20 protein-coding genes are annotated in these 21,571 nt (G+C 71.6%); 2 read left to right on the forward strand and 18 right to left on the reverse strand.

Annotated elements, in window-relative coordinates; genetic code table 11:
• Positions 1 to 105: 105 nt before the first annotated feature.
• Genes pyrF through pyrR form a run of 7 tightly spaced genes read right to left on the reverse strand, consistent with a single transcriptional unit; the run spans position 106 to position 8,712 of the window.
• Positions 106 to 948, reverse strand: a complete 843-nt coding sequence (pyrF, locus tag FKO37_RS36280; RefSeq protein ID WP_238607443.1) for an orotidine-5'-phosphate decarboxylase — start codon at positions 946 to 948, stop codon at positions 106 to 108.
• Positions 945 to 4,262: a carbamoyl-phosphate synthase large subunit gene (gene carB, locus FKO37_RS36285; RefSeq protein WP_134731715.1), complete on the reverse strand. Its 3,318-nt coding sequence runs from the start codon at positions 4,260 to 4,262 to the stop codon at positions 945 to 947. The genes pyrF and carB overlap by 4 nt, the downstream gene beginning before the upstream one ends.
• A complete protein-coding gene (carA, locus tag FKO37_RS36290; RefSeq protein WP_037818937.1) occupies positions 4,262 to 5,389 on the reverse strand; it encodes a glutamine-hydrolyzing carbamoyl-phosphate synthase small subunit in 1,128 nt (375 codons plus the stop codon). Before carA ends, carB begins: the two co-directional genes overlap by 1 nt.
• Positions 5,386 to 5,889 (reverse strand): hypothetical protein, encoded by a 504-nt coding sequence (locus FKO37_RS36295; RefSeq protein ID WP_037818938.1) that lies wholly within the window; start codon positions 5,887 to 5,889, stop codon positions 5,386 to 5,388. The genes carA and FKO37_RS36295 overlap by 4 nt, the downstream gene beginning before the upstream one ends.
• On the reverse strand, positions 5,889 to 7,175 hold the full coding sequence (locus FKO37_RS36300) for a dihydroorotase (RefSeq protein WP_238607444.1): 1,287 nt from the start codon (positions 7,173 to 7,175) through the stop codon (positions 5,889 to 5,891). The genes FKO37_RS36295 and FKO37_RS36300 overlap by 1 nt, the downstream gene beginning before the upstream one ends.
• Complete coding sequence (locus FKO37_RS36305) at positions 7,172 to 8,119, reverse strand: aspartate carbamoyltransferase catalytic subunit (RefSeq protein ID WP_238607445.1); 948 nt, start codon at positions 8,117 to 8,119, stop codon at positions 7,172 to 7,174. The genes FKO37_RS36300 and FKO37_RS36305 overlap by 4 nt, the downstream gene beginning before the upstream one ends.
• Positions 8,116 to 8,712 carry a bifunctional pyr operon transcriptional regulator/uracil phosphoribosyltransferase PyrR gene (pyrR, locus tag FKO37_RS36310; protein ID WP_009075803.1) on the reverse strand — a complete coding sequence of 199 codons (597 nt, stop codon included), beginning with the start codon at positions 8,710 to 8,712 and terminating at the stop codon, positions 8,116 to 8,118. The genes FKO37_RS36305 and pyrR overlap by 4 nt, the downstream gene beginning before the upstream one ends.
• Positions 8,713 to 8,973: 261 nt before the next feature.
• Between pyrR and FKO37_RS36315 the strand changes: the two genes are divergently transcribed.
• A complete protein-coding gene (locus FKO37_RS36315) occupies positions 8,974 to 9,462 on the forward strand; it encodes a transcriptional regulator (RefSeq protein ID WP_003096372.1) in 489 nt (162 codons plus the stop codon).
• Between the two features lie 838 nt (positions 9,463 to 10,300).
• Here the strand turns inward: FKO37_RS36315 and nusB are convergent.
• The 3 genes from nusB to FKO37_RS36330 are packed head-to-tail and all read right to left on the reverse strand — an operon-like array spanning position 10,301 to position 12,457.
• Positions 10,301 to 10,759 carry a transcription antitermination factor NusB gene (gene nusB / locus FKO37_RS36320; RefSeq protein ID WP_037818946.1) on the reverse strand — a complete coding sequence of 153 codons (459 nt, stop codon included), beginning with the start codon at positions 10,757 to 10,759 and terminating at the stop codon, positions 10,301 to 10,303.
• Entirely contained in the window at positions 10,759 to 11,322 is a 564-nt protein-coding gene (gene efp / locus FKO37_RS36325; RefSeq protein WP_134666313.1) for an elongation factor P, read from the reverse strand. Before efp ends, nusB begins: the two co-directional genes overlap by 1 nt.
• Before the next feature lie 43 nt (positions 11,323 to 11,365).
• Entirely contained in the window at positions 11,366 to 12,457 is a 1,092-nt protein-coding gene (locus FKO37_RS36330; protein ID WP_134666315.1) for a Xaa-Pro peptidase family protein, read from the reverse strand.
• Between the two features lie 117 nt (positions 12,458 to 12,574).
• Between FKO37_RS36330 and FKO37_RS36335 the strand changes: the two genes are divergently transcribed.
• Positions 12,575 to 13,192 (forward strand): B-4DMT family transporter, encoded by a 618-nt coding sequence (locus FKO37_RS36335; protein ID WP_238607446.1) that lies wholly within the window; start codon positions 12,575 to 12,577, stop codon positions 13,190 to 13,192.
• Here the strand turns inward: FKO37_RS36335 and FKO37_RS36340 are convergent.
• The 8 genes from FKO37_RS36340 to FKO37_RS36375 all read right to left on the reverse strand — a co-directional run bounded on the left by FKO37_RS36340 (position 13,116) and on the right by FKO37_RS36375 (position 21,498).
• Complete coding sequence (locus tag FKO37_RS36340; RefSeq protein ID WP_238608390.1) at positions 13,116 to 14,606, reverse strand: beta-xylosidase; 1,491 nt, start codon at positions 14,604 to 14,606, stop codon at positions 13,116 to 13,118. The genes FKO37_RS36335 and FKO37_RS36340 overlap by 77 nt on opposite strands.
• Before the next feature lie 609 nt (positions 14,607 to 15,215).
• Positions 15,216 to 15,647, reverse strand: coding sequence for a type II 3-dehydroquinate dehydratase (gene aroQ / locus FKO37_RS36345; RefSeq protein WP_037818952.1), 432 nt, complete (start codon positions 15,645 to 15,647; stop codon positions 15,216 to 15,218).
• The gene (aroB, locus tag FKO37_RS36350; protein ID WP_037818953.1) at positions 15,644 to 16,759 is read right to left on the reverse strand and encodes a 3-dehydroquinate synthase; all 1,116 of its coding nucleotides are present in this window, start codon (positions 16,757 to 16,759) and stop codon (positions 15,644 to 15,646) included. The genes aroQ and aroB overlap by 4 nt, the downstream gene beginning before the upstream one ends.
• Before the next feature lie 8 nt (positions 16,760 to 16,767).
• Positions 16,768 to 16,941 carry a hypothetical protein gene (locus FKO37_RS36355; RefSeq protein WP_238607447.1) on the reverse strand — a complete coding sequence of 58 codons (174 nt, stop codon included), beginning with the start codon at positions 16,939 to 16,941 and terminating at the stop codon, positions 16,768 to 16,770.
• A 416-nt stretch (positions 16,942 to 17,357) separates the two neighbouring features.
• Positions 17,358 to 17,882, reverse strand: a complete 525-nt coding sequence (locus tag FKO37_RS36360) for a shikimate kinase (RefSeq protein WP_238607448.1) — start codon at positions 17,880 to 17,882, stop codon at positions 17,358 to 17,360.
• Positions 17,879 to 19,066 (reverse strand): chorismate synthase, encoded by a 1,188-nt coding sequence (gene aroC / locus FKO37_RS36365; protein WP_037818955.1) that lies wholly within the window; start codon positions 19,064 to 19,066, stop codon positions 17,879 to 17,881. Before aroC ends, FKO37_RS36360 begins: the two co-directional genes overlap by 4 nt.
• A 49-nt stretch (positions 19,067 to 19,115) precedes the next feature.
• The gene (locus FKO37_RS36370) at positions 19,116 to 20,306 is read right to left on the reverse strand and encodes a prepilin peptidase (RefSeq protein WP_308196565.1); all 1,191 of its coding nucleotides are present in this window, start codon (positions 20,304 to 20,306) and stop codon (positions 19,116 to 19,118) included.
• A gap of 247 nt (positions 20,307 to 20,553) precedes the next feature.
• Positions 20,554 to 21,498, reverse strand: a complete 945-nt coding sequence (locus FKO37_RS36375; protein WP_238607449.1) for an AraC family transcriptional regulator — start codon at positions 21,496 to 21,498, stop codon at positions 20,554 to 20,556.
• Positions 21,499 to 21,571: the final 73 nt, after the last annotated feature.

Genomic DNA, 21,571 nt, shown 5'->3' on the forward strand with positions numbered 1-21,571 from the left:
TTTCCTCCGGTAGTTCTCACATCTGGGTGGGTGACGCGACGGTACCCACCCCTGAGCAGGGGCCACAATGCGGGGGTGGCTGGTGGAGCGCGATTCCGGGGCCTGCTATTGGTCTTTTCCGCGCAGTCCCGCCAACCGGCCGTTCACCTCTTGGGCCGCACGGCGTAACGCCGCCGTGTCCGGGCCGTGCCGCAGCAGGTCGCGCGAAGACGCCGGGAGCAGGCCAGGGAGGCCTTCCCCGAAGACTGCCCGCAAATCCGCCTCGGTTGCCCCCTGCGCCCCGAAACCGGGCGCGAGCACCGGTCCGTTGAGCCGGCTCAGGTCGACTTCCCCAGGAGCCACAGTGGCCCCTACGACCACGCCGACGTCGCCGTACGGCTCAGCACCTGCGTTGTGGTCCGCCGCAGCGTCTACGACGCTCTGAGCGACCGTACGGCCGTCTTCGAGCCGCGCGCGCTGCAACGCGTCCGCTTCCGGGTTGGACGTGCGCGCGAGCACGAAGAGGCCGTTGCCCGCTTCGCGCGCCGCCGCGACAGCCGCGTCGAGCGCGCCGAAGCCGAGGTAGGGCGACACCGTGGCCGCGTCGGCGGTGAAAGCCGCCTTTTCGGCCACGTACGCCGCCGTGTAGGCCGCCATGGTCGAGCCGATGTCACCGCGCTTCACGTCCAGCAGGACGAGCGCTCCGGCGTCGTGAGCGACGTCCACGACGCGTTCGAGCACCGCCACCCCGGCGGGCCCGAACGCCTCGAAGAACGCCGACTGCGGCTTCACGATCGCCGCCACCTCGCCCAGCACCTCCGCGGCGCTGAGCGCGAAGCGTTCGAGCCCGCTCGCGTCGAGCGGCAGGCCCCACGCCTCGATCAGGCCCGGGTGCGGGTCGATCCCGGCGCAGAGCGACCCGCGCGCGGCCACCGCTTCGGCGAGCCGCGTCCCGAATCGCGCGGTCACGACGTCGCCTTCAGCGCCGCCTGGAGGTCCTGCAGGCTGCGCACGCCGATGTCACCGCGGATAAGCGCTTCGATGCCGTGCACCGCAGCCGCGGCGCCCTGCACCGTGGTGACGCACGGAATGTCGCGCGACACCGCGGCAGTCCGGATTTCGTAACCGTCCACGCGCGGTCCGCTGTTTCCGTACGGCGTGTTGATCACCATGTTGACGTCGCCGGCGAGGATCACGTCGACGATGTTCGGCTCGCCGGTGCCCGGGTCCGGCTCGGAGTGCTTGCGCACCACCGAACAGGCGACTCCGTTGCGCCGCAACACTTCCGCGGTGCCGGAGGTGGCGAGGATCTCGAAGCCGAGATCGGCCAGCCGCTTCACCGGGAAGACCAGCGAACGCTTGTCGCGGTTGGCGACGGAGACGAATACCCGGCCCGAGGTGGGCAGCGATCCGTAGGCGCCGCTTTGCGATTTCGCGAATGCTTTCCCGAAGGAGGTGTCGACGCCCATGACTTCGCCGGTGGATTTCATTTCCGGGCCGAGCAGGGAGTCGACGCCGTGTCCTTCCGGCGTGCGGAACCGGTGGAACGGCAGCACGGCTTCCTTGACCGCGACCGGGGAGTCGGCGGGCATCCGGCCGCCGTCGCCCTCGGCGGGCAGGACTCCGGAGGCGCGCAGGTCCTTGATCGTCGAGCCGGTCATCACCAGCGCCGCGGCCTTCGCCAGCGGGACGGCGGTGGCCTTGGAGACGAACGGGACGGTGCGCGAGGCACGCGGGTTCGCCTCCAGGACGTACAGCACGTCGTCCTTGAGCGCGTACTGCACGTTGAGCAGGCCGCGGACGCCGACGCCGCGCGCGATGGCCTCGGTGGAGCGGCGGACCGCGTCGAGGTCCTGCGCGCCGAGGGTGATCGGCGGCAGCGCGCACGAGGAGTCGCCGGAGTGGATCCCGGCTTCCTCGATGTGCTCCATCACGCCGCCGAGGTAGAGGTCCTCGCCGTCGAACAGCGCGTCGACGTCGATCTCGATCGCGTCGTCGAGGAACCGGTCGACCAGCACCGGGTGCTCAGGGGTGACCTCGGTCGCGCGGCGGATGTAGCCGGCCAGGGACTCCTCGTCGTAGACGATCTCCATGCCGCGCCCGCCCAGCACGTAGGACGGGCGGACCAGGACCGGGTAGCCGATCTCGTCGGCGATCCGCTTCGCGCCCTCGAACGAGGTCGCCGTCCCGTACTTCGGCGCGGGCAGCCCGGCGGCGGTGAGGACCTCGCCGAACGCGCCGCGGTCCTCGGCCAGGTCGATCGCCTCCGGCGGCGTCCCGACCACCGGCACCCCGGCGTCGGCGAGGCGCTGCGCGAGCCCGAGCGGGGTCTGCCCGCCCAGCTGCACGATCACGCCGGCGACCGTGCCGGACTGCTGCTCGGCGTGCACGACCTCCAGCACGTCCTCGAACGACAGCGGCTCGAAGTACAGCCGGTCGCTGGTGTCGTAGTCGGTGGACACGGTTTCCGGGTTGCAGTTGACCATCACGGCCTCGAACCCGGCCTCGCGCAACGCGATCGCCGCGTGCACGCAGGAGTAGTCGAACTCGATGCCCTGCCCGATCCGGTTCGGCCCGGAGCCGAGGATCAGCACCTTCGGCTTGTCCGACTGCACCGCGACCTCGGAGGTTGCGGCGGGGTCGGTCTCGTAGGCCGAGTAGTGGTACGGGGTCTTCGCCGCGAACTCCGCCGCGCAGGTGTCGACCGTCTTGAACACCGGCCGCACCCCCAGCCGGTGCCGCAGCGCCCGCACGCCGTCCTCGCCCGCCAGCTCCGGCCGCAGCGCGGCGATCTGGCGGTCGGACAGGCCGGTGCGCTTCGCCCGCCGCAGCAGGTCGCCGTCCAGCACCGGTGCGTCGCGGACCTCAGCGCCGACCTCGCCGATGAGGGCGATCTGGTCGATGAACCACGGGTCGATCCCCGACGCCTCGTGCACCTGCTCGACGGTGGCGCCGAGGCGAAGCGCCAGCTCCACCTCGTAGAGACGGCCTTCGTGCGGGGTGCGCAGCGAGTCCAGCGTGGACTCGGCCGTCGCGCCCTCGGGGTCGGGCTGGGTCCAGAACCCGGTCGCCTTGGTCTCGATCGACCGCATCGCCTTCCCGAGGGCTTCGGGGAAGCTGCGGCCGAACGACATCGCCTCGCCGACCGACTTCATGGTCGTGGTCAGCGTCGGGTCCGCGCCGGGGAACTTCTCGAACGCGAACCGCGGGACCTTCACCACCACGTAGTCCAGCGCGGGCTCGAACGACGCCGGGGTCTCGCCGGTGATGTCGTTGCGGATCTCGTCGAGGGTGTAGCCGATCGCCAGCTTCGCCGCGATCTTCGCGATCGGGAAACCGGTCGCCTTCGACGCCAGCGCACTGCTTCGCGACACGCGCGGGTTCATCTCGATCACGACCATCCGGCCGTCGTCCGGGTTGAACGCGAACTGGATGTTGCAGCCGCCGGTGTCCACGCCGACCTCGCGCAGCACCGCGATCCCGACGTCCCGCATCACCTGGTACTCGCGGTCGGTCAGCGTCATCGTGGGCGCGACGGTGACCGAGTCGCCGGTGTGCACGCCCATCGCGTCCACGTTCTCGATCGAGCACACGACCACCACGTTGTCGTGCTTGTCGCGCATCAGCTCGAGCTCGTACTCCTTCCAGCCGAGCACGCTCTCCTCGATCAGCACCTCGGTCACCGGGGACTCCGTGAGCCCGGTCGACGCCAGCCGCTCCAGGTCTTCGGGCGTGTGCGCCATGCCCGAGCCGAGGCCGCCCATCGTGAACGACGGCCGGATGACCACCGGCAGCCCGAGTTCCTCGACCGTGGAACGAACCTCGTCCATGTCGTGGCACACCCGCGACCGCGGCACGTCCGCGCCGACCGTGCGCACGATGTCCTTGAACTTCTGCCGGTCCTCGCCCCGCTGGATCGCGTCGATGTCCGCGCCGATCAGCTCCACGCCGTACTTCTCCAGCACGCCGCGCTCGTGCAACGCGACCGCGCAGTTCAGCGCGGTCTGCCCGCCCAGCGTCGCCAGCAGCGCGTCCGGGCGCTCCGCCGCGATGACCTTCTCCACGAAGTCCGGCGTCACCGGCTCGATGTAGGTCGCGTCCGCGAACTCCGGATCCGTCATGATCGTCGCCGGGTTCGAGTTCACCAGCGACACCCGCAGGCCCTCGGCCCGCAGCACCCGGCAGGCCTGCGTGCCCGAGTAGTCGAACTCGGCCGCCTGCCCGATCACGATCGGCCCGGAGCCGATCACCAGCACGTGCTGGATGTCCGTCCTCTTCGGCATCAGGCCTTCTTCTCCATCAACTCAACGAATTCATCGAACAGGGGCGCGGCGTCGTGCGGACCCGCGGCCGCTTCGGGGTGGTACTGCACGGAAAACGCGGGCACGTCGAACGCGCGCACGCCCTCGACCGTGTCGTCGTTCGGGCAGTAGTGGCTGATCTGCGCGGCCCCGTAAGGGGAATCGAACCGCTGGCCCGGTTCGCCTTCGAGGGCGAAACCGTGGTTCTGCGCGGTGATCGCGACCCGCCCGGTCGCCACGTCGATCACCGGGATGTTGATCCCCCGGTGCCCGTAGCGCATCTTGTAGGTGCCCAATCCCAAGGCACGGCCCAGGATCTGGTTGCCGAAGCAGATCCCGAACAGCGGAATCCGCTGCTCCAGAACGGTTTTCGTCAACGCCGTCGCGTGCGCGGTCGTCGCCGGGTCGCCCGGGCCGTTGGAAAGGAACACCCCGTCCGGCTCCAGCGCCAGCAGTTCCTCCGCGCTCGTGCTCGAGGGCAGCACGTGCACCTCGATGCCCCGCTGCGTCATCAGCCGCGGCGTGTTCGACTTGATCCCCAAGTCCAGCGCCGCGACCCGGAACCGCTTCTCCCCTTGCGCCGCAACGACATACGGCTGGTCCGTGGAGACCTCGCCCGCGAGGTCCGCGCCCTTCATCTGCGGGCTCGCCAGCACCTCCGCGACCATCTGCTCGTCGCTGCCCAGCGCGTCGCCCGAGAACACGCCCGCGCGCATCGCGCCCTGCTCACGCAGATGCCGCGTCAGCGTGCGGGTGTCCACTTCGGAAATCCCGACCACGCCCTGGCGCACCAGTTCCTCGTCCAGCGACCGCTTCGAGCGCCAGTTCGACGGCGTGCGCGCGGGATCCCGCACCACGTAACCGGAAACCCAGATCCGGGCCGATTCGTCGTCCTCGTCGTTCCAGCCCGTGTTGCCGATCTGCGGCGCGGTCTGCACCACGATCTGCCGGTGGTAGGACGGATCGGTCAGCGTTTCCTGGTAGCCCGTCATGCCGGTGCAGAACACCGCCTCGCCGAGGGTCCGCCCGCGCGCGCCGTATGCCGCGCCGCGGAACACCCGGCCGTCTTCGAGAACCAGGGCGGCGGGGCCGCGAGTGCCGGTGCTCACTGGGCACCTCCCTTGATGTCGTGATCGGAAAGTTCGTTGATCCACAATGGATAGTCGTCGAGATCGTCGCCGCGGAACCCGGTGTCCAGCGCGACGTCGCCGAGCTGCCAGGTGATCACCAGCAGCACGTCGGTGCCGGTGACCTTCCCGGCGAGCCGGGAGTCGCGGCGGATCCCGGTGATCGAGGCGCGCGGGATCCAGAAGTCCGGGAGCCCGCCGCGTTCCACGGCCACCCCGTCCGGGTGCAGCCGCCAGACCGCGCCGGACCGCGGGCCCGCGCCGCGCGTGACGATGCGGTCCTGCCAGTTGCCCGCGGTCGTGGTGCCCACGTACACGCCCGTCGATTCCAACTGGAACTCGCCGGAGTCGGCCGGGATTTCCGGGAACGGGGCGATCCGCGCGCTCTGCGAACGCGCCTTGCGCCGCCAGCCCATCCACATGCCCCACAGGCACAGCAGGAAGAACGCGACGATCCCCAGCGTCAGCAGCAACCGCTCCATCAGCAGATCTTCCCCTCGCGCGCGGTGATCCGCCCGCGCAGCAGGGTCGCCGTCACCACGCCGGGCAACCGCATTCCCTCGTACGGGGTGTTGGCCGCGATGCTGGCCAGTTCGGCCCCGCGCACGGTCCATTCGGCGTCCGGGTCGACCAGCGTCAGGTTCGCCGGTTCGCCCGCTTCGATCGGACGGCCGTGCCCGGACAGGTTCCCGATCTCCGCGGGCCGCTCGCTCATCACGCGGGCGACGCCGCGCCAGTCGAGCAGGCCGGTCTTGACCATCGTCTCGACGACCACCGACAGCGCGGTCTGCAGGCCGAGCATGCCGGGCCGGGCCGCGGCCCACTCGGTGTCCTTGTCCTGCACCGCGTGCGGCGCGTGGTCGGTGGCGACGCAGTCCACGACGCCCTCGGCCAGCGCGGCGCGCAGCTTCTCCGCGTCGCCGCCGGTGCGCAGCGGCGGGTTGACCTTGTTGACCGGGTCGTAGGTCTCCAGCCGGTCGTCGGTCAGCAGCAGGTGGTGCGGCGTGACCTCGGCCGACACCTTCGTGCCGCGTTCCTTCGCCCAGCGCAGGACGTCGACCGTGCCCGCGGTGGAGACGTGGCAGACGTGCAGCCGCGCGTTCGCGTGCAGCGCCAGCAGGCAGTCGCGCGCGACGATCGATTCCTCCGCCGACGCCGGCCAGCCCGCGTAGCCCAGCCGCGACGCCTGCTCGCCCTCGTGCGCCTGCGCGCCGACGGTGAGCCGCGGTTCTTCGGCGTGCTGGGCGATCACCGCGTCGAGCGCGGTCGAGTACTCCAGCGCACGGCGCATCAGCAGCGGGTCCGCGACGCACACGCCGTCGTCGGAGAAGACCCGCACCGCCGCGGTGCCCTTCGCCATCGTGCCCAGTTCGGCGAGCTTCTCGCCCTTGAGCCCGACGGTGACCGCGCCGACCGGGTGGACGTCGACCAGGCCGACCTCCTGCCCGCGCCGCCACACGTGGTCGGTGACGAGCGCGTTGTCGGCGACCGGATCGGTGTTGGCCATGGCGAACACGGCGGTGTAGCCGCCGAGCGCGGCCGCGGCGGATCCGCTGTCGATGGTCTCGGTGTCTTCGCGGCCCGGCTCGCGCAGGTGCGTGTGCAGGTCGACGAACCCGGGCAGCAGGACTTGGCCCTCGGCGTCGAGCACCTCGGCGCCCTCGGGAACGTCCACCTCGCCGATCGCGGCGATCACGCCGTCCTCGACCAGGACGTCCACCGGCTCGCCCTCGCCGTACGGGCGGGCACCCTTGATCACGATGCTCACGCGGCAGCTCCTTCACTGGCCAGCAGGTGGTAGAGGACCGCCATGCGCACGTGGACGCCGTTGCGGACCTGTTCGGTAATGGCTGAGGAGGGGGAATCCGCGACCGCGGAGGCGATCTCCATGCCGCGCAGCATCGGGCCGGGGTGCAGCACGACGGCGTGGTCCGGCAGCAGCGCCTGGCGGCGCTCGGAGAGCCCGTAGGAGATCGAGTATTCGCGCGCGGAGGGGAAGAAGCTCTGCCCAGGGCCCCCGCCCGTCATGCGCTCGGCTTGGACGCGCAGCATCATCACCGCGTCGACCGCGGGCAGTTCGGCGTCGAGGTCGTGCGACACGGTGACCGGCAGCTTTTCGACGCCGACCGGCAGCAGCGTCGGCGGCGCGACGAGCACCACCTCCGCGCCGAGGGTGCTGAGCAGGTGGATGTTCGAGCGCGCGACCCGGCTGTGCAGGACGTCGCCGACGATCGCGATCCGCCGGTCCTTCAGGGAACCGAGACGTTCGCGCAGCGTCGCCGCGTCCAGCAGCGCCTGGGTGGGGTGCTCGTGCATGCCGTCGCCCGCGTTGACCACCGCGGTGCCCGGACCGGCGAGCCAGCCCGAAAGCCGGTGCGCCGCCCCCGAGGCGGGGTGCCGGATGATCACGCAGTCGGCGCCCGCGGCGGCCAGTGTGAGCGCGGTGTCCCGCAGCGATTCGCCCTTGTTCACCGAGGAACTGGACGCCGAGACGTTGATCACGTCCGCGCTCATCCACTTCCCGGCGATCTCGAACGACACCCGGGTGCGCGTCGAGTTTTCGTAGAACAGCGTGATCACGGTGCGGCCGCGCAGCGTCGGCAGCTTCTTGACCTCGCGGCCGAGCAGCGTGTGCTTCAGCTCGTCGGCGGTGTCGAGCACGGCGGTCGCGGTGTCCGCGTCGAGCCCGTCGGTGGCGAGCAGGTGCTTCACCGGGTTTCTCCTTCCGGCGCGCGCAGCAGCACCGCGTCCCGGCCGTCGGTTTCGGACAGCAGCACGGAGACGCCTTCGGCGCGCGCGGTGGGCACGTTCTTGCCGACGTAGTCGGCGCGGATCGGCAGCTCGCGGTGGCCGCGGTCGACGAGGACGGCGAGCTGGACGGCACGCGGGCGGCCGTGGTCGCGCAGGGCGTCGAGGGCGGCGCGGATGGTGCGGCCGGAGAACAGGACGTCGTCGACGAGGATGACGACCCGGTTGTCGATCCCGCCGGGCGGCAGCTGCGTCTGCTCGAGCGCGCGCGGCGGACGGCGGCGGAGATCGTCGCGGTAGAGGGTGACGTCGAGGGCGCCGTGCGGCGGCTCGGCCCCGGCGAATTCGCCGATCTTCCCGGCGAGGCGCGCGGCGAGCGGAGTGCCGCGGGTGGGGATGCCGAGCAGCACCGGGTACTGCTCGGGCGGACCGGCTCCGAGAGCGGTCTTCTCGATGACCTGGTGGGCCATCCTCGCGATCGTGCGCGCGACATCGCCGGCAGAAAGCAGCTCGCGCTCTCCCGCCGGCTCCGCCGCGCCACGCGGACGTGACGACAAGGCGGACCTCCTTCCCCGCCTCTCTGGACGGGTCCTTAAAGGACGTCGGCAACCGGCTGCTGCCGGAAACCGCACCGACAGTAGCAGGACCGGTCAATCAGTCTTCCGGGTGGTACGCGCACGGCCGCCACCTGCGCGGACCGACCTTCTGCTTGACCTGGTGACAACTATGCGTAACCATTACTCTGAGTATTCGACTCGAGGAGTCCCCGGCTCCGGTCCTCCCGGCCGGGCAGGGGCGATGAAACGGAGAACCACCAGATGGGCGATTACGCCAAGGCGCTCGGGGCCAAGCTCCGCGGGATCCGCCAGCAGCAAGGCCTGTCCCTGCACGGGGTCGAGCAGAAGTCCGGCGGACGCTGGAAGGCCGTCGTGGTCGGCTCGTACGAGCGCGGCGACCGGGCGGTCACCGTCCAGAAGCTGGCCGAGCTGGCGGACTTCTACGGCGTGCCGGTGGTCGAACTGCTGCCGGAGGGCCGGGTCCCCTCGGGAGCCGAGCCCGCCACGAAGATCGTGATCAACCTGGAGCGGCTCCAGCAGCTCCCCGCGGAGAAGGTCGGCCCGCTCGCCCGGTACGCGGCGACGATCCAGAGCCAGCGCGGCGACTACAACGGCAAGGTGCTCTCCATCCGCACCGAGGACCTGCGCTCGCTCGCCATCATCTACGACATGACCCCCGGCGAGCTGACCGAGCAGCTCATCGACTGGGGCGTCCTCCCGCCGGAAGCCCGCCCGTCCAAAGAGGACTGAGCACTGATGGCGGCAACGGCCGTGCACGACGCGGCGGGCTTCCCGCACCCGGGGAACCGGGAACGCCCGCCGCGCTTCGGGTGAGGCTCCGACCGCCGCGGTTCCGCACTGCCCGGCCCGGCCTCGGGCGATCCGGGGTGCCCGCGACCGTTGACCTGCTGTGTTCCGCACTTCGGCGAACGCCGTAAGTGCCCACGTTTTCCGTGTTGAGAGCCCGGATTCGTTCCGGATTCCGGCGCATTTCCGCTTCGCACCGCAGCGTCGCCCAGGACTTTTCCTCGCGGCCGCTCCCCCGCTCCGAGCTTCGGACGCCCGAGCGGATTCCCTTGCCTGGCTTCCGGTTTCGCGCCGATTGCTTGCTCGCCGCCGCGAACCTGAATCGCCGAGACCAAGCAGTGCGGTAATTCCGCGCTGAGCATTTCGCCCGCTCGCGACCGGTTTCCGCCCCAGGCACGCTCTCCCGGCATCGGCGGCTGTCCGGTCCCGCTGCTTTCCCGCCCGCGACATTCCTGCTCCGGGCAGCGGTTTCTCTCCCCCGCCTGGAAACCGTTGCCCCGTCGCGGTTTCCCCGGCAGCATGCGCGGCACTGCTCCGGCGGGTTGCTCACTCACCGCAGCGAATCCGGAAGACCGCCGCCCCGGCTCGCCGCGCGCCCGCCCGGATTCTGCCGCCGCGAAGGGCGCCCGCCGACCGGTTCTGATTCCGCTCGGTGATCAATTTTCTCCCGGACGCCCCTCGCGCCGGCCGCCGCGGTCCGGCGGTGACCCGATCAGGCAGCGGCCAATCAGGTGGCCGCTTTCCCCCAGCCGGGTTACCTCCGACTACCGAGCCGCGAGGGCTACAAGACCGCGCGCAGCCGGTCGGCGATCGTGCCAATGCGGCCGAGGACGCCGTTGATGAACCGCGGCGAGTCGTCCGTCGAAAGTTCCTTCGCGAGGCCGACCGCCTCGTCGATCGCGACCGCGTCGGGGACGTCGCCCGACCACAGCATCTCGTACACGCCGACGCGCAGGACCGCCAAGTCCACCGGCGGCATCCGCTCGAGAGTCCAGCCCTGCGAGTGCTCCGCGAGAAGTTCGTCGATCCGCTCGCGGTGGGCCGTGACGCCCTCCACGACAGTGATCGTGTAGTCCGCGACCGGGTCGACCTCGACCGCGCCGACCCGGTCGGCCAGCAGCGTGACCGCGTCGGCGGACCGCTGGGCGGCCTCGTACAGCATCTCGACCGCGCGCCGGCGCGCCTGCCGCCTGCTGATCGCGCCGCCGCGGTTCGGGTGCGGGGGAAGCTTGTCCGCCATCAGCTGGAGACGCGGCCGAGGTAACGGCCGTCGCGGGTGTCGACCTTGATCTTCTCGCCGGTCGTGAGGAACAGCGGGACCTGGATCTCCGCGCCGGTCTCGAGCGTCGCCGGCTTGGTGCCGCCGGTGGAGCGGTCGCCCTGCAGGCCCGGGTCGGTGTGCTGGACGACCAGCTCGACCGAGGTCGGCAGCTCGACGTACAGCGGCTCGCTCTCGTGCACCGCGACCTGGACCTCGGTGTTCTCGAGCATGTAGTTCGCGTTGTCGCCGACGGTCTCGGCGGGCACGGTGATCTGGTCGTAGGTGTCGCCGTCCATGAAGACGAAGTCCGCGCCGTCCTTGTACAGGTACGTCATGTTCCGGCGGTCCACCGTGGCCGTCTCGACCTTCGTGCCCGCGTTGAAGGTCTTGTCGACGACCTTGCCGGTCAGCACGTGCTTGAGCGTGGTGCGCACGAACGCACCGCCCTTGCCCGGCTTGACGTGCTGGAACGCGGTGACGCTCCACAGCTGGCCGTCCAGCTTGAGGACGAGTCCGTTCTTCAGGTCGTTGGTGGTGGCCACGAGTCTTCAGGTCTCCTGTGTTCGATCTCTTCGGCCGCGGCCGTCAGACGGCCACGAGGTCCTTGGTGCTCAGGGTGAGGAGTTCGGGTCCGGAGTCCCGCACGACGAGCGTGTCCTCGATGCGCACGCCACCGCGCCCCGCGAGGTACACGCCGGGCTCGACGGTGACCGCCATACCGGCGGACAGTGTACCGACGCCTGCCGCGGCGAGACTCGGTGCCTCATGCACTTCCAGCCCGACGCCGTGGCCGAGACCGTGCGCGAACTGCTCTCCGTACCCCGCGTCGGCGATCACCGAGCGGGCCGCGGCGTCCACTTCGGACACCACAGCGCCGGGCCGGACCGCCTCGCAGCCCGCCGCCTGCGCGCGGTGCACCAGGTCGTAGATCTCGCGCTGCCAGTCCGCGGGTTCGCCGATGACGACCATGCGGGTCATGTCCGAGTGGTAGCCGTCGACGGTGGCGCCGAAGTCGAATTTCACGAAGTCGCCGCGGCTCAGTTCGGCCCCGGTCGGGCGGTGGTGCGGAATCGCCGAGTTCGGCCCGGCGGCGACGATGGATTCGAAGGAGATCCCGGACGAACCGTGCTCCAGCATCCGGTTCTCCAGGTCGCGGGCCACTTCCAGCTCGGTCCGGCCCGGCCGCACTCCCCCGGCCTCGATCAGGGCGGCGAGCGCGCGGTCGGCGGCGGCGCACGCGGCGCGCAGGGCGGCGACCTCGACCTCGTCCTTGACCACTCGCAACTGCTCGACCAGGCCCGGCGTGCGGACCAGTTCGACCCGGTCGAAGCGCACCTTGAGGTTCTCGTGCTCCTCGACGCTCACGTGCTGGCTCTCGAACCCGGTCCGGCCGTAGCCCTGCTCCGCGGCGTGCACCGCGAGCGCGCGGGCGCTGGCGCGGTCGAGCACGCGCTCCAGGTCGGGCACCTCCGACTCCGACTGGGTCGTGTAGCGCCCGTCGGTGCAGAACAGGGTCTTCGCGTCGCCTGCCGCGTGCAGCAGCAGCGCGGCGTTCGACCCGGTGAACCCGGTCAGGTAGCGGATGTTGAGCAGATCGGTGACCAGCAGCGCGTCGACCCCGTTCTCGTGGAGCAGGGCGGCGAGCGCGGCGCGGCGGCGAGCGTGGATTTCCGGCACGCGACCAGCTTAACCAGCGGCTTCCGGACCCTGTTCGGGCGCGGTTCCGGCACGGTTCCGGCGCGGCGGGGAGGACGGCCTACTGGCGGTTAACTTCGGCGCGCCTACACTCCGTCCATGCTGGGTGCCTGGTTGACGCGCGGGCTGGTCATGGCGGTCGTGCACGCCGCCGCGATGACGCTGCTCGCCAAGTGGTCCGTGTTCCACCCGACCGGCCAGACGCTGTTCACGTCGCTCGCCATCGCCGTGCTGGTCGGCGTGGCGGCGTTGTGGAGCGCGATCGACGGCTGGTGCGGCCTGCGCGACAGAGGGCGCGCGTGGTTCATCGCCTCCCTGGTCGCGGGCGTGTGCTCGGGCATCCTGTACGTGATCGGGCGGGCGATTTTCGTCGACCAGACCGGGGTTTCCGAACTGGGAGCCGCGCTCACCGGCGGGGCGGCGTTCTCCGCGCTGCTGGTGCTGGTGCCCGCTGGGCTGGGATTGTTCGTCGGCGGCCGGATCCGGCGTCCGGCCGAGGATGCCGATGCCGACTCCGAGCCGGAGCCCGACGACGAGGACGAGGACGGCACCGGCAGCCGTTCCGGCGAACTCGAACTCCCGCCGAGCCCGGCCCCGCGGGAGGAGAAGCCGCCGGCCGAGAAGCCGAAGCCTTCTCCGGTCAGCCGCCAAGCGGCAAACCGCGCGCGGCGCCGTCCCACTGTTGCGGGTCGATCTCCTGCACCCCGGAACCGTTGAGCGACACGATCGTCGTGTCCGGCAGGCCGTAAAGCTGCCCGTCGAGCACCATGCCGTAGCCGCGGCCGTACGCGTGCACGACGGTCGCCCCCGAACGCAGACGGGTTTTCACCGGCACCTCCGGCACCTGCGGCAACGGCCGGTTCACCAGTTCCCCGGCGAGCACCTCGGCGACTGAACGCCGGTCGATCCGGATCCGCTCGCCGCGGCGGTAGAGGTCGATCATGCGGTCCGGCGAGGGCATCGCGACGCCGTCGAAGGTCGCCGTGCTGCGCGCCGGGGTCGAGCAGCCGCCCGCGCCTTTCACGTCGAGCCCGAAGTGCTTCAGCCCGGTCGGCGCGCCCGACGGGCCGATCTCGGTGGCGCGCACGACATCCAGCGAAACCAGGTCGCACGGGTCGCTGACCGACGTCGGCGCGTGCCCGTCGGGACGGCGGACGAGACCGGGGCCTTCCTTCCACGCGCCCGGGATCACGACCGGTTTGTACGGCTGCATCGTGAAATCGCGGTCCCAGAAGGTGATCGTGGTGCCGTCCGCGGTTTCGTGCGCGATGGCGAAGGCGTCGAGCGCGCCGACCCACTCCAGGTCGACGCTGAACGCGTCGACCACCGAACGGGTCCGCGGCGCGGCGGTGGTCGCGGTGGGCTCGAAACCCTTCTCCCCCAAGGCTTCCACGCCCTCGCGGAACGCCGGGTCGTGCGCCCGGATCACGAACTGGCCCGCCCCGTTCCACCCCGCCGCGCGGCCGGTGGTGTCGGTGAACATCAGGTAGTACCAGCCGTCGAGGAAGACCACCGAGGGCTGGCCGGCGCCGTAGACGTTGGCGCGGTGGACGTCGTGGGACGCGCCGAGAATCGGTTTGCCGCCGTTCGAACGGGTCCAGTGGATGCCGTCCGGGCTGGTGGCCATGCCGATCGCGTTGCCGAGCGCGTGGTCGCCCGCCGCGCCGGTGTAGTACATGAAGTAGGTGCCGCCGACGCGCAGCACGGACGGGTCGCAGGTGTGCATGCCGTCGAAGTTGCCGGGCGCGCCGGACAGGACCGCCGCGGGCGCGCCGCCGCCCGGCCCGGTGAAGGGTCCGTCGGCCGAGGGACCTTCGGCGTAGAGGATGTCGTCCCCCGGCGGCGGGGCGCTGCTGTACTGGCTGCACCACCAGATCCGGGTGCGGCCGTTCTCGACCATCACGGTGGGGCCGTAGTTGTAGGACGCGTCCGCGGCCCCCGCCGCCACGACGCCGCCGCTCTGCCTGCTGGCCCCCGAGGCGAGCGCGACGTCCGCCGCCCGAGGCGGATCCTTCGGCGTTTGGGGCGCCCCGCCCGCGATGCCGCCGTGCCCGGTGCCCTCGGCCTGCGGCTGCGCCAACGTCTGACTGCACCCGGAAACGAGGGATCCGGCGATCAGCAGCGAGAGCAGCTGACGCACGGGTCGCCGACCCCCACGACGAAACGGGTGCATGATCGCCGAGTGTAGCGACAGCGGCACCGGATGGGTGAACCACGTCGCGCATCCGCCGGTCAGGCGGCGGGTTTACCGGGGGCTTGCTTTTCGGCTGGTGCGCGGTGGTCTTTCGCCCGCTGGCCTGGGGAGCTGCGTGGCGTCGGGTGGGGCGTGGCTGTCCGCGCCAAGTCCGGCGGTTGTTGCGGGCGCGAGGTCTTTGAGAGCTCGCCCCTGCTGCCTGAACCGCCCCGCCGCAGTGTCAGGACGAGCGCGCGGCAATCCAGCGCAACACGAACCCGCAACCATCCGCCTCAACGCCAGCGATCCCGCCGGTCGCGATGCACGAAAGCCCGCCGTGCGCCCGAAACCACCTCGTCACAGCTCCCGCCGCGAGGTCGGGACGTGTGCACCGCGATCCAGCTCAATGCGAGCCCTTGGCTACCCGCCCCAAAACCAGCGATCCCCCCGGTTGCGGGGTTCCGCGGCGAGGTCAGGACGCGTGCGCGGCAATCCAGCGCAACGCGAGCCCGTGACCATCCGCCCCAAACCAGCGATCACGCCGGTCCCGAAGCTCCCGCCGCGAAGTCAGGATGCGTGCGCGGCAATCCAGCGCAACGCGAGCCCGTAACCGTCCACGCCGAGGCCGACGATCACCCCGGTCGCGATGTCGGAAAGCACGCTGTGGTGCCGGAATTCCTCACGTTTGTGCACGTTGCTGATGTGCAGTTCGATCAGCGGCGCGGTGAGCTGCGCGGCGGCGTCGCGGACGGCGATCGAGTAGTGGGTCCACGCGCCCGCGTTCAGCACGACCGGCGCGCCCGCGTCGGCGGCCTCGTGCAGCCAGCCGACCAGCTCGCCCTCGTGGTCGGTCTGGCGCACCTCGACGTCGAGGCCCAGCTCCTGACCAGTCGAGACGCACAACTGCGCGAGGTCGTCGTGCGTGGTGGAGCCGTAGACGTCCGGCTCGCGTTTGCCGAGGCGGCCCAGGTTGGGACCGTTGAACACGAACGTCTTCACAGCAGCACGCTCCCGCCGTTTCCGGAGGGCTCGGCCGCGATCGCCGAGTACGCGGCGGCGAGCAGCGACGGGTCGGGGCCTTCCAGCCTGCCGGGTTTGGCGAGCCCGTCGAGGACGACGAAGCGCAGCACGCCGGAGCGGGTTTTCTTGTCGCCCTTCATGGTTTCCAGCAGCTGCGACAGCGCGTCCGGGTCGTAGGCGGTGGGCAGGCCGATCAGCTTAAGCACCGAGGCGTGCCGGTCGGCGGTGGCGTCGTCGAGGCGTCCGGCGAGGCGGGCCAGTTCCGCCGCGAACACCAGGCCGACGCTGACCGCCGCGCCGTGGCGCCAGCGGTAGCGCTCGCGGCGCTCGATGGCGTGGCCGAGGGTGTGGCCGTAGTTGAGGATTTCGCGCAGGTCGGACTCGCGCAGGTCGGCCGCGACGACGTCGGCCTTCACCTGGATCGAGCGGCGGACGAGTTCGGCGAGCACGTCGCCGGCCGGGTCGAGCGCCTGCTCCGGGTCGGCCTCGATCAGTTCGAGGATGCGCGGGTCGGCGATGAAACCGGTCTTGACGATCTCGGCCATCCCGGCGACGAGTTCGTTGCGCGGCAAGGATTCCAGCGTCGCGAGGTCGACCAGGACGGCCGAGGGCTCGTGGAAGACGCCGACGAGGTTCTTGCCCGCTTCGGTGTTGATGCCGGTCTTCCCGCCGACCGCCGCGTCGACCATGCCGAGCAGCGTCGTCGGCACGTTCACCAGCCGGACGCCGCGCATCCAGGTGCCCGCGACGAACCCGGCGAGGTCGGTGACCGCCCCGCCGCCGAGCGCGACGACCACGCCGCGCCGGTCCAGCCCGATCCGGCCGAGCACCTCCCAGCAGAAACTGGCGACCGAGAACGCCTTGCCGTCCTCCGCGTCGGGAATCTCGACGCGGTGCGCGTCAAGCCCGGCCGCGGCCAGCTCGTCGCGAACGGCCTCGGCGGTGGCGGTGAGCGTCGGCGGGTGGATCAGCGCGACCTTCGACGCGTCGGCGAGCTGCTCGGTGAGTTCGCCGAGCAGGCCGCGCCCCACGAGCACGTCGTACGGCTGCGCGGTGGCGACCCGGATCCGGACGGGCGGGGTGGCGGACACGGTTCTCCTCACTGCTCCCGGACCGGGAGGCCCTGGGCGGGGTGGTGACTCAACGGCATCGGCTGGGTGCGGCCGAGGCTGGTGCGGACGGGGTGGCTGGCGGTGGGGTGCTGGTCCGCGGCGGGGTGCTGGTTCGCGCCGGGGACGGCCGAGGCCAGCAGATCCGGCGAACCGGTCGGCACGACTCGGCCCGCGGCGCGCGGTTCGGCGTGGCTGACCGGCCAAGGCGCTCCCGCTGGCCGGACTCCGGCAACGCGGCTCGGCGCGGCCGACCGGGCAGCCGCACTCGGACCTCGCTGACCGATTGTCCGGCAGGGCCATCGAACCGGCCAGCCGGTTCGGCTCGACCCGGCGGACCGCAATTGGCTCGGCGGGGTCAGCGGACTCGGCCAACCGATCCAGCGCGACCCGGCGAACCGCAGTCGGCTCGGCGCGGCCAGCCGAGCGAGGCCGAGCTGGCTCCACTGGCCGATCTCCGGCAGGGACTGCGGAGTCGGCCAACCGATCCGGCGCGACCCGGCGGGCCGCACTTGGCTCAGCGCGGTCAGCCAGGCGGGGCCGGGCTGGCTCCGCTGGCTGGGTCCGGGCCGGTGGCGGGTCACTGTTCGCGGACCCGGTCGGGTCCGAGGGCGGCGACGGCGGCCGCGACGACCTCTTCTGGCGTGCGTTTGTCGGTCTCGATCTCGACGGTCGCCACCTCGCGGTACACCGGCAGCCGCTGGTCGAGCAGGGCTTTGAAGGTGGCGCGCGGGTTGATGCCGGCGAGCAGCGGGCGGGCGCTGGACATCCCGGTGCGCTGCACGCCCGCGGCGAGCCCGACGTTCAGGAAGACCACCGTGTGCTCCTGAAGTCGCGCGCGGGTGCCGGGGGTGAGCGGGGCGCCGCCGCCGAGGGAGAGGACTCCGTCGTGTTCGGCGAGGGCGGTGGCGACCGCTTCCTCCTCGAGCGCGCGGAACGCGGGTTCGCCGTCGTCGGCGAAGATGTCCGAGATGGCGCGTCCGGCGCGGGCGACGATGTCGTCGTCCGTGTCGCGGAAGGACACGCCGAGCGCGGCGGCCAGCAGCGGGCCGACCGTGCTCTTGCCCGAGCCCGGCGGTCCGATGACGACCGCGCGCGGGCTCACCAGCGCTCCTCGAGCGCCTTCAAGTACGACTGCGCGTTGCGCCGGGTCTCGGCCAGCGAGTCGCCGCCGAACTTCTCCAATGCCGCGTCCGCGACGACCAGCGCCACGACCGACTCCAGCACCACGCCCGCGCGCGGCACCGCGCACACGTCGGAACGCTGGTGGATCGCCACGGCGGGCTCGCCAGTCCGGACGTCCACTGTGGACAGTGCCTTGGGCACGGTCGAGATCGGCTTCATCGCGACGCGCACCCGCAGCGGTTCGCCGTTGGTGATGCCGCCCTCGAGCCCGCCCGCGCGGTTCGACCGGCGCGTGACGCCGACCGGTCCGGTGCCGCGGTCGATCTCGTCGTGTGCCTGGCTTCCCCAGCGGCGGGCAGTGGTGAAGCCGTCGCCGACCTCGACGCCCTTCATCGCCTGCACGCCCATGAGCGCGCCGGCGAGCCGCGCGTCGAGACGACGGTCCCAGTGCACGTGCGAGCCGAGGCCCGGCGGCAGCCCGTAGACGATCACCTCGATCACGCCGCCGACGGTGTCGCCCGCCTTCCGCACCGCGTCGACCTCGGCGACCATCGCCTCGGTCCCCTCGGCCGAGAACGCGCGCACCGGGCTCTCGTCGATCGCCGCGAGGTCGCCCGGCTGCGGGAGCGGGCCGTCGGGAGCGTCCGCGCCGCCGATGGAGACGACGTGGCTCAGCACCTCGGCCCCGAGCAGCTGCCGCAGGAAGTTCCGCGCGACCGTGCCGAGCGCGGTCCGCGAGGCCGTCTCGCGGGCGCTGGCGCGCTCCAGGACGGGACGGGCCTCGTCGAAGCCGTACTTCTGCATGCCGGGCAGGTCGGCGTGCCCCGGGCGGGGCCGGGTCAGCGGCTCGTTGCGGGCGAGCCCGGCGAGCTCGGCCTCGTCGACCGGATCGGTCGCCATGACCTTCTCCCACTTGGGCCACTCGGCGTTCTCGATCTGGACGGCGATCGGGCCGCCCTGGGTGACCCCGTGCCGGACCCCGCCGAGGAACTGGACCTGGTCGGTCTCGAAGCCCATCCGGGGGCTGCGGCCGAACCCGAGCCGGCGCCGCGCGAGCTGCGCGGAGAGGTCCGAGGTCGTCACCTCCACCCCGGCAGGCAGCCCTTCGAGCACAGCGGCGAGGGCGGGTCCGTGCGATTCTCCAGCGGTGATCCAGCGCAGCACCGGCCAATCCTGTCACGGCGCGTCCGGCGGCCTGGCAGAGCCCCTGGCCTCAGGCGATGCCCGTTCCAGCGGCTGGGAAGACCGCGCACGCCCAGGTGGCCAGAACCAAGCCCGGGCCGTAGGGGACGCGGAGGGGGCCGGCGCGGATCCGGGAGGGGGCGGGGTCGGGCGGCGGTGCGGATTGGGCGGGACTCGGCGGGAGGGCAGTGCCGGTTGACGTGGGGGCTGGAGCAGGCGGCGCGGTAGTGGGAGCGGGCGGCGCGGAAGCGAGGCCGGTCGGCGATGCGGACGAGGCGGGCCTCGGCGGGACGGCGACGCCGGTTGACGTGGGGGCTGGAGCAGACGGCGCGGTAGCGGGGCCGGTCGACGATGCGGACGAGGCAGGCCTCGGCGGGAGGGCGGCGCCGGTTGGCGTCGCGGCCGGACCAGACGGCGCAGCGGGAGCGAGCGGCACGGGAGCGACGTCGGTCGGCAAGGGGGCAACGGCCGTCGGCGACGGAGCTGAGTCGGCTGACGCGAGGGGGACGTCGGTCGCCGACGGTGGGTGAGCGACGCGGCGGGTGGGGCTAGTCGCTGACGGCGCGGAAGCGACCTGGGTTAGGGCGGGTTCCTGGAGTCCTCCTGTGGTCGCGGTCGAACTGATGGCGGACAAGGGCGGAGCGAAAGCTGGCGGTCGAGCAGACCCGCGCAGTTGACGGATCCGGCGCGTCAGCCACATCGGCACGAAAGCCGCCAGGCTCACCAGCGCTGCCAGGACCGCCGCCACCGCGGGGGCCATTCCGCCGACTGCGCCTAGGACAGCGCCGAAGGACCCGGCCAGTTTCACGTCCCCTGGGCCGAGGCCGCCCGCCGACAGTCGGTGGACGATCAGGTGTGTTCCGCCGAACAGCAGGCAGCCCAGGAGGGCGCCAGCGGCCAAGCGCCAGCCTCCGCCGCTCAGGGCGGCGAGGGTGAGGGTCAGGGCGACGGCGGGGTATGCGGGCAGCGTCAGGACGTCCGGGAGACGGCGGTGCCGGGCGTCAGCCAGCGCTAGGGGTACGCCGAGCACCGAGACCAGCCACGCCACGGGGAGCCACCAAGCCGGGAGTGCGCCCGCGTCGGCGCGGGACGCGGCCACGGCGGCTGCCGCCACGGCGGTGGTCATGCCCAGCACCGCGGAGACCGGGGCACCGGCTTTCTTCGTCATCACCAGCAGCACGGGGACCACCGCCCCGGCTGCGAGCACTGCTGTCAAAACCATGCGACCAGCCTGTCGCCAACGCCTGGACCAGGGCAAACAAACCACTGCGCGAGGGGACCCCTCGTGCGCGACACGCCGGAAGGTTCACTCGACAGAGGCAGAATCGACTGGGGGGAAGAAGCCAGAGCCTCGGCGAGGAAAGCGGTGGAAAAAAGCATCAGCCGGAGGGGAGAAGCCACAGCCCCGCCGGGATCAGCCCATGGGCAAAAGCATCAGCCGGGGGGACGAAACAACAGCCCCACCGAGATCAGCCGCGGGAAGAGACCAACTCCCCGGCCAGGAAAGCCCGCCGGTATCCCGACGGATTGACGCCCCGCAAGCGTTTGAAGGCCGCGCTGAAGCCGAACGCGTCCGAGTAGCCCACCGCGCAGGCCACCTCCGCGATCGGCATTGACGGCTGTTCCGTCAGGAGGTCCGCGGCCAGGGTCATCCGCCATCGGGTCAGGTACGTTATCGGCGGCTCCCCCACCAGGTCCGCGAAGCGTTTGGCCAGGGTGGACCGCGAAACTCCGGCGCGGGCGGCCAGTGTGACGACCGTCCACGGGGCTGCCGGGTCCGCATGCAGCAGGCGCAGCGCAGCGCCCACCACCGGGTCTCGCTGGGCCGCCCACCACGGTGGCGGGGTGCCGCCTGGGCGGTCGAACCAGTCGCGCAGCAGGCAGACCAGCATCCAGTCCAGGAGCCGGTCCAGGACGACTTGCTGACCGGGTGCGTCGACGGCCAGTTCGGCGGCCAGGTGGTCCAGCACCGGGTCTTCCGCGTCCGAGGAAGGCGGCCGGACCACTACCGGCAATGCGTCCAGCAGCGCGGCCATGCGGCTGCGGCTGTGTCCGGGGTACGCGCCGACGATCAGATTGGTTTCGCCGTAGAACGGGTCGTTCCAGCCCAGGTGGTGCTGGGTGCCGCCCTGGTCGGGGGTGGCGCAGAACTCGCCGCATTCGACGGGGGCGGCGGGGGTGTCCAGGCGGTCCACGAAGGAGAACGGGCCGCGGACGAGGATGGTCTCGCGGGCGCGCAGCAGCTCGGGCGGATGGTCTTCCGGCACGATCCAGCCCTCGCCGCTCAACAGCGTGCACAGGGTCAGCGGAGGGCCGTCCACGAAGCGCAGCGACCACGGCGCGGACAGGGCCGTGCAGCCGAACAACGAACCGTGCGCCCGGACCCCGCGGATCAAATCGCTGAAGGCATCCACCTGCCCGAGGTTAGACGAATGGACAGGCAATCCGGCGTATCGCCTATGGGATCGTCCGAGAAAGCCCGGTTAA

Origin of the sequence: Amycolatopsis sp. Poz14 (assembly GCF_006704225.1) — a bacterium.
Lineage (GTDB): Bacteria > Actinomycetota > Actinomycetes > Mycobacteriales > Pseudonocardiaceae > Amycolatopsis > Amycolatopsis nivea.

Excerpts from the sequence above, each read along its gene's own strand:
- carB (WP_134731715.1), bottom strand. The coding sequence starts at position 4,262 with ATGCCGAAGAGGACGGACATCCAGCACGTGCTGGTGATCGGCTCCGGG.
- FKO37_RS36295 (WP_037818938.1), bottom strand. The coding sequence starts at position 5,889 with ATGGAGCGGTTGCTGCTGACGCTGGGGATCGTCGCGTTCTTCCTGCTG.
- FKO37_RS36315 (WP_003096372.1), top strand. The coding sequence starts at position 8,974 with ATGGGCGATTACGCCAAGGCGCTCGGGGCCAAGCTCCGCGGGATCCGC.
- nusB (WP_037818946.1), bottom strand. The coding sequence starts at position 10,759 with ATGGCGGACAAGCTTCCCCCGCACCCGAACCGCGGCGGCGCGATCAGC.
- FKO37_RS36335 (WP_238607446.1), top strand. The coding sequence starts at position 12,575 with ATGCTGGGTGCCTGGTTGACGCGCGGGCTGGTCATGGCGGTCGTGCAC.
- FKO37_RS36370 (WP_308196565.1), bottom strand. The coding sequence starts at position 20,306 with ATGGTTTTGACAGCAGTGCTCGCAGCCGGGGCGGTGGTCCCCGTGCTG.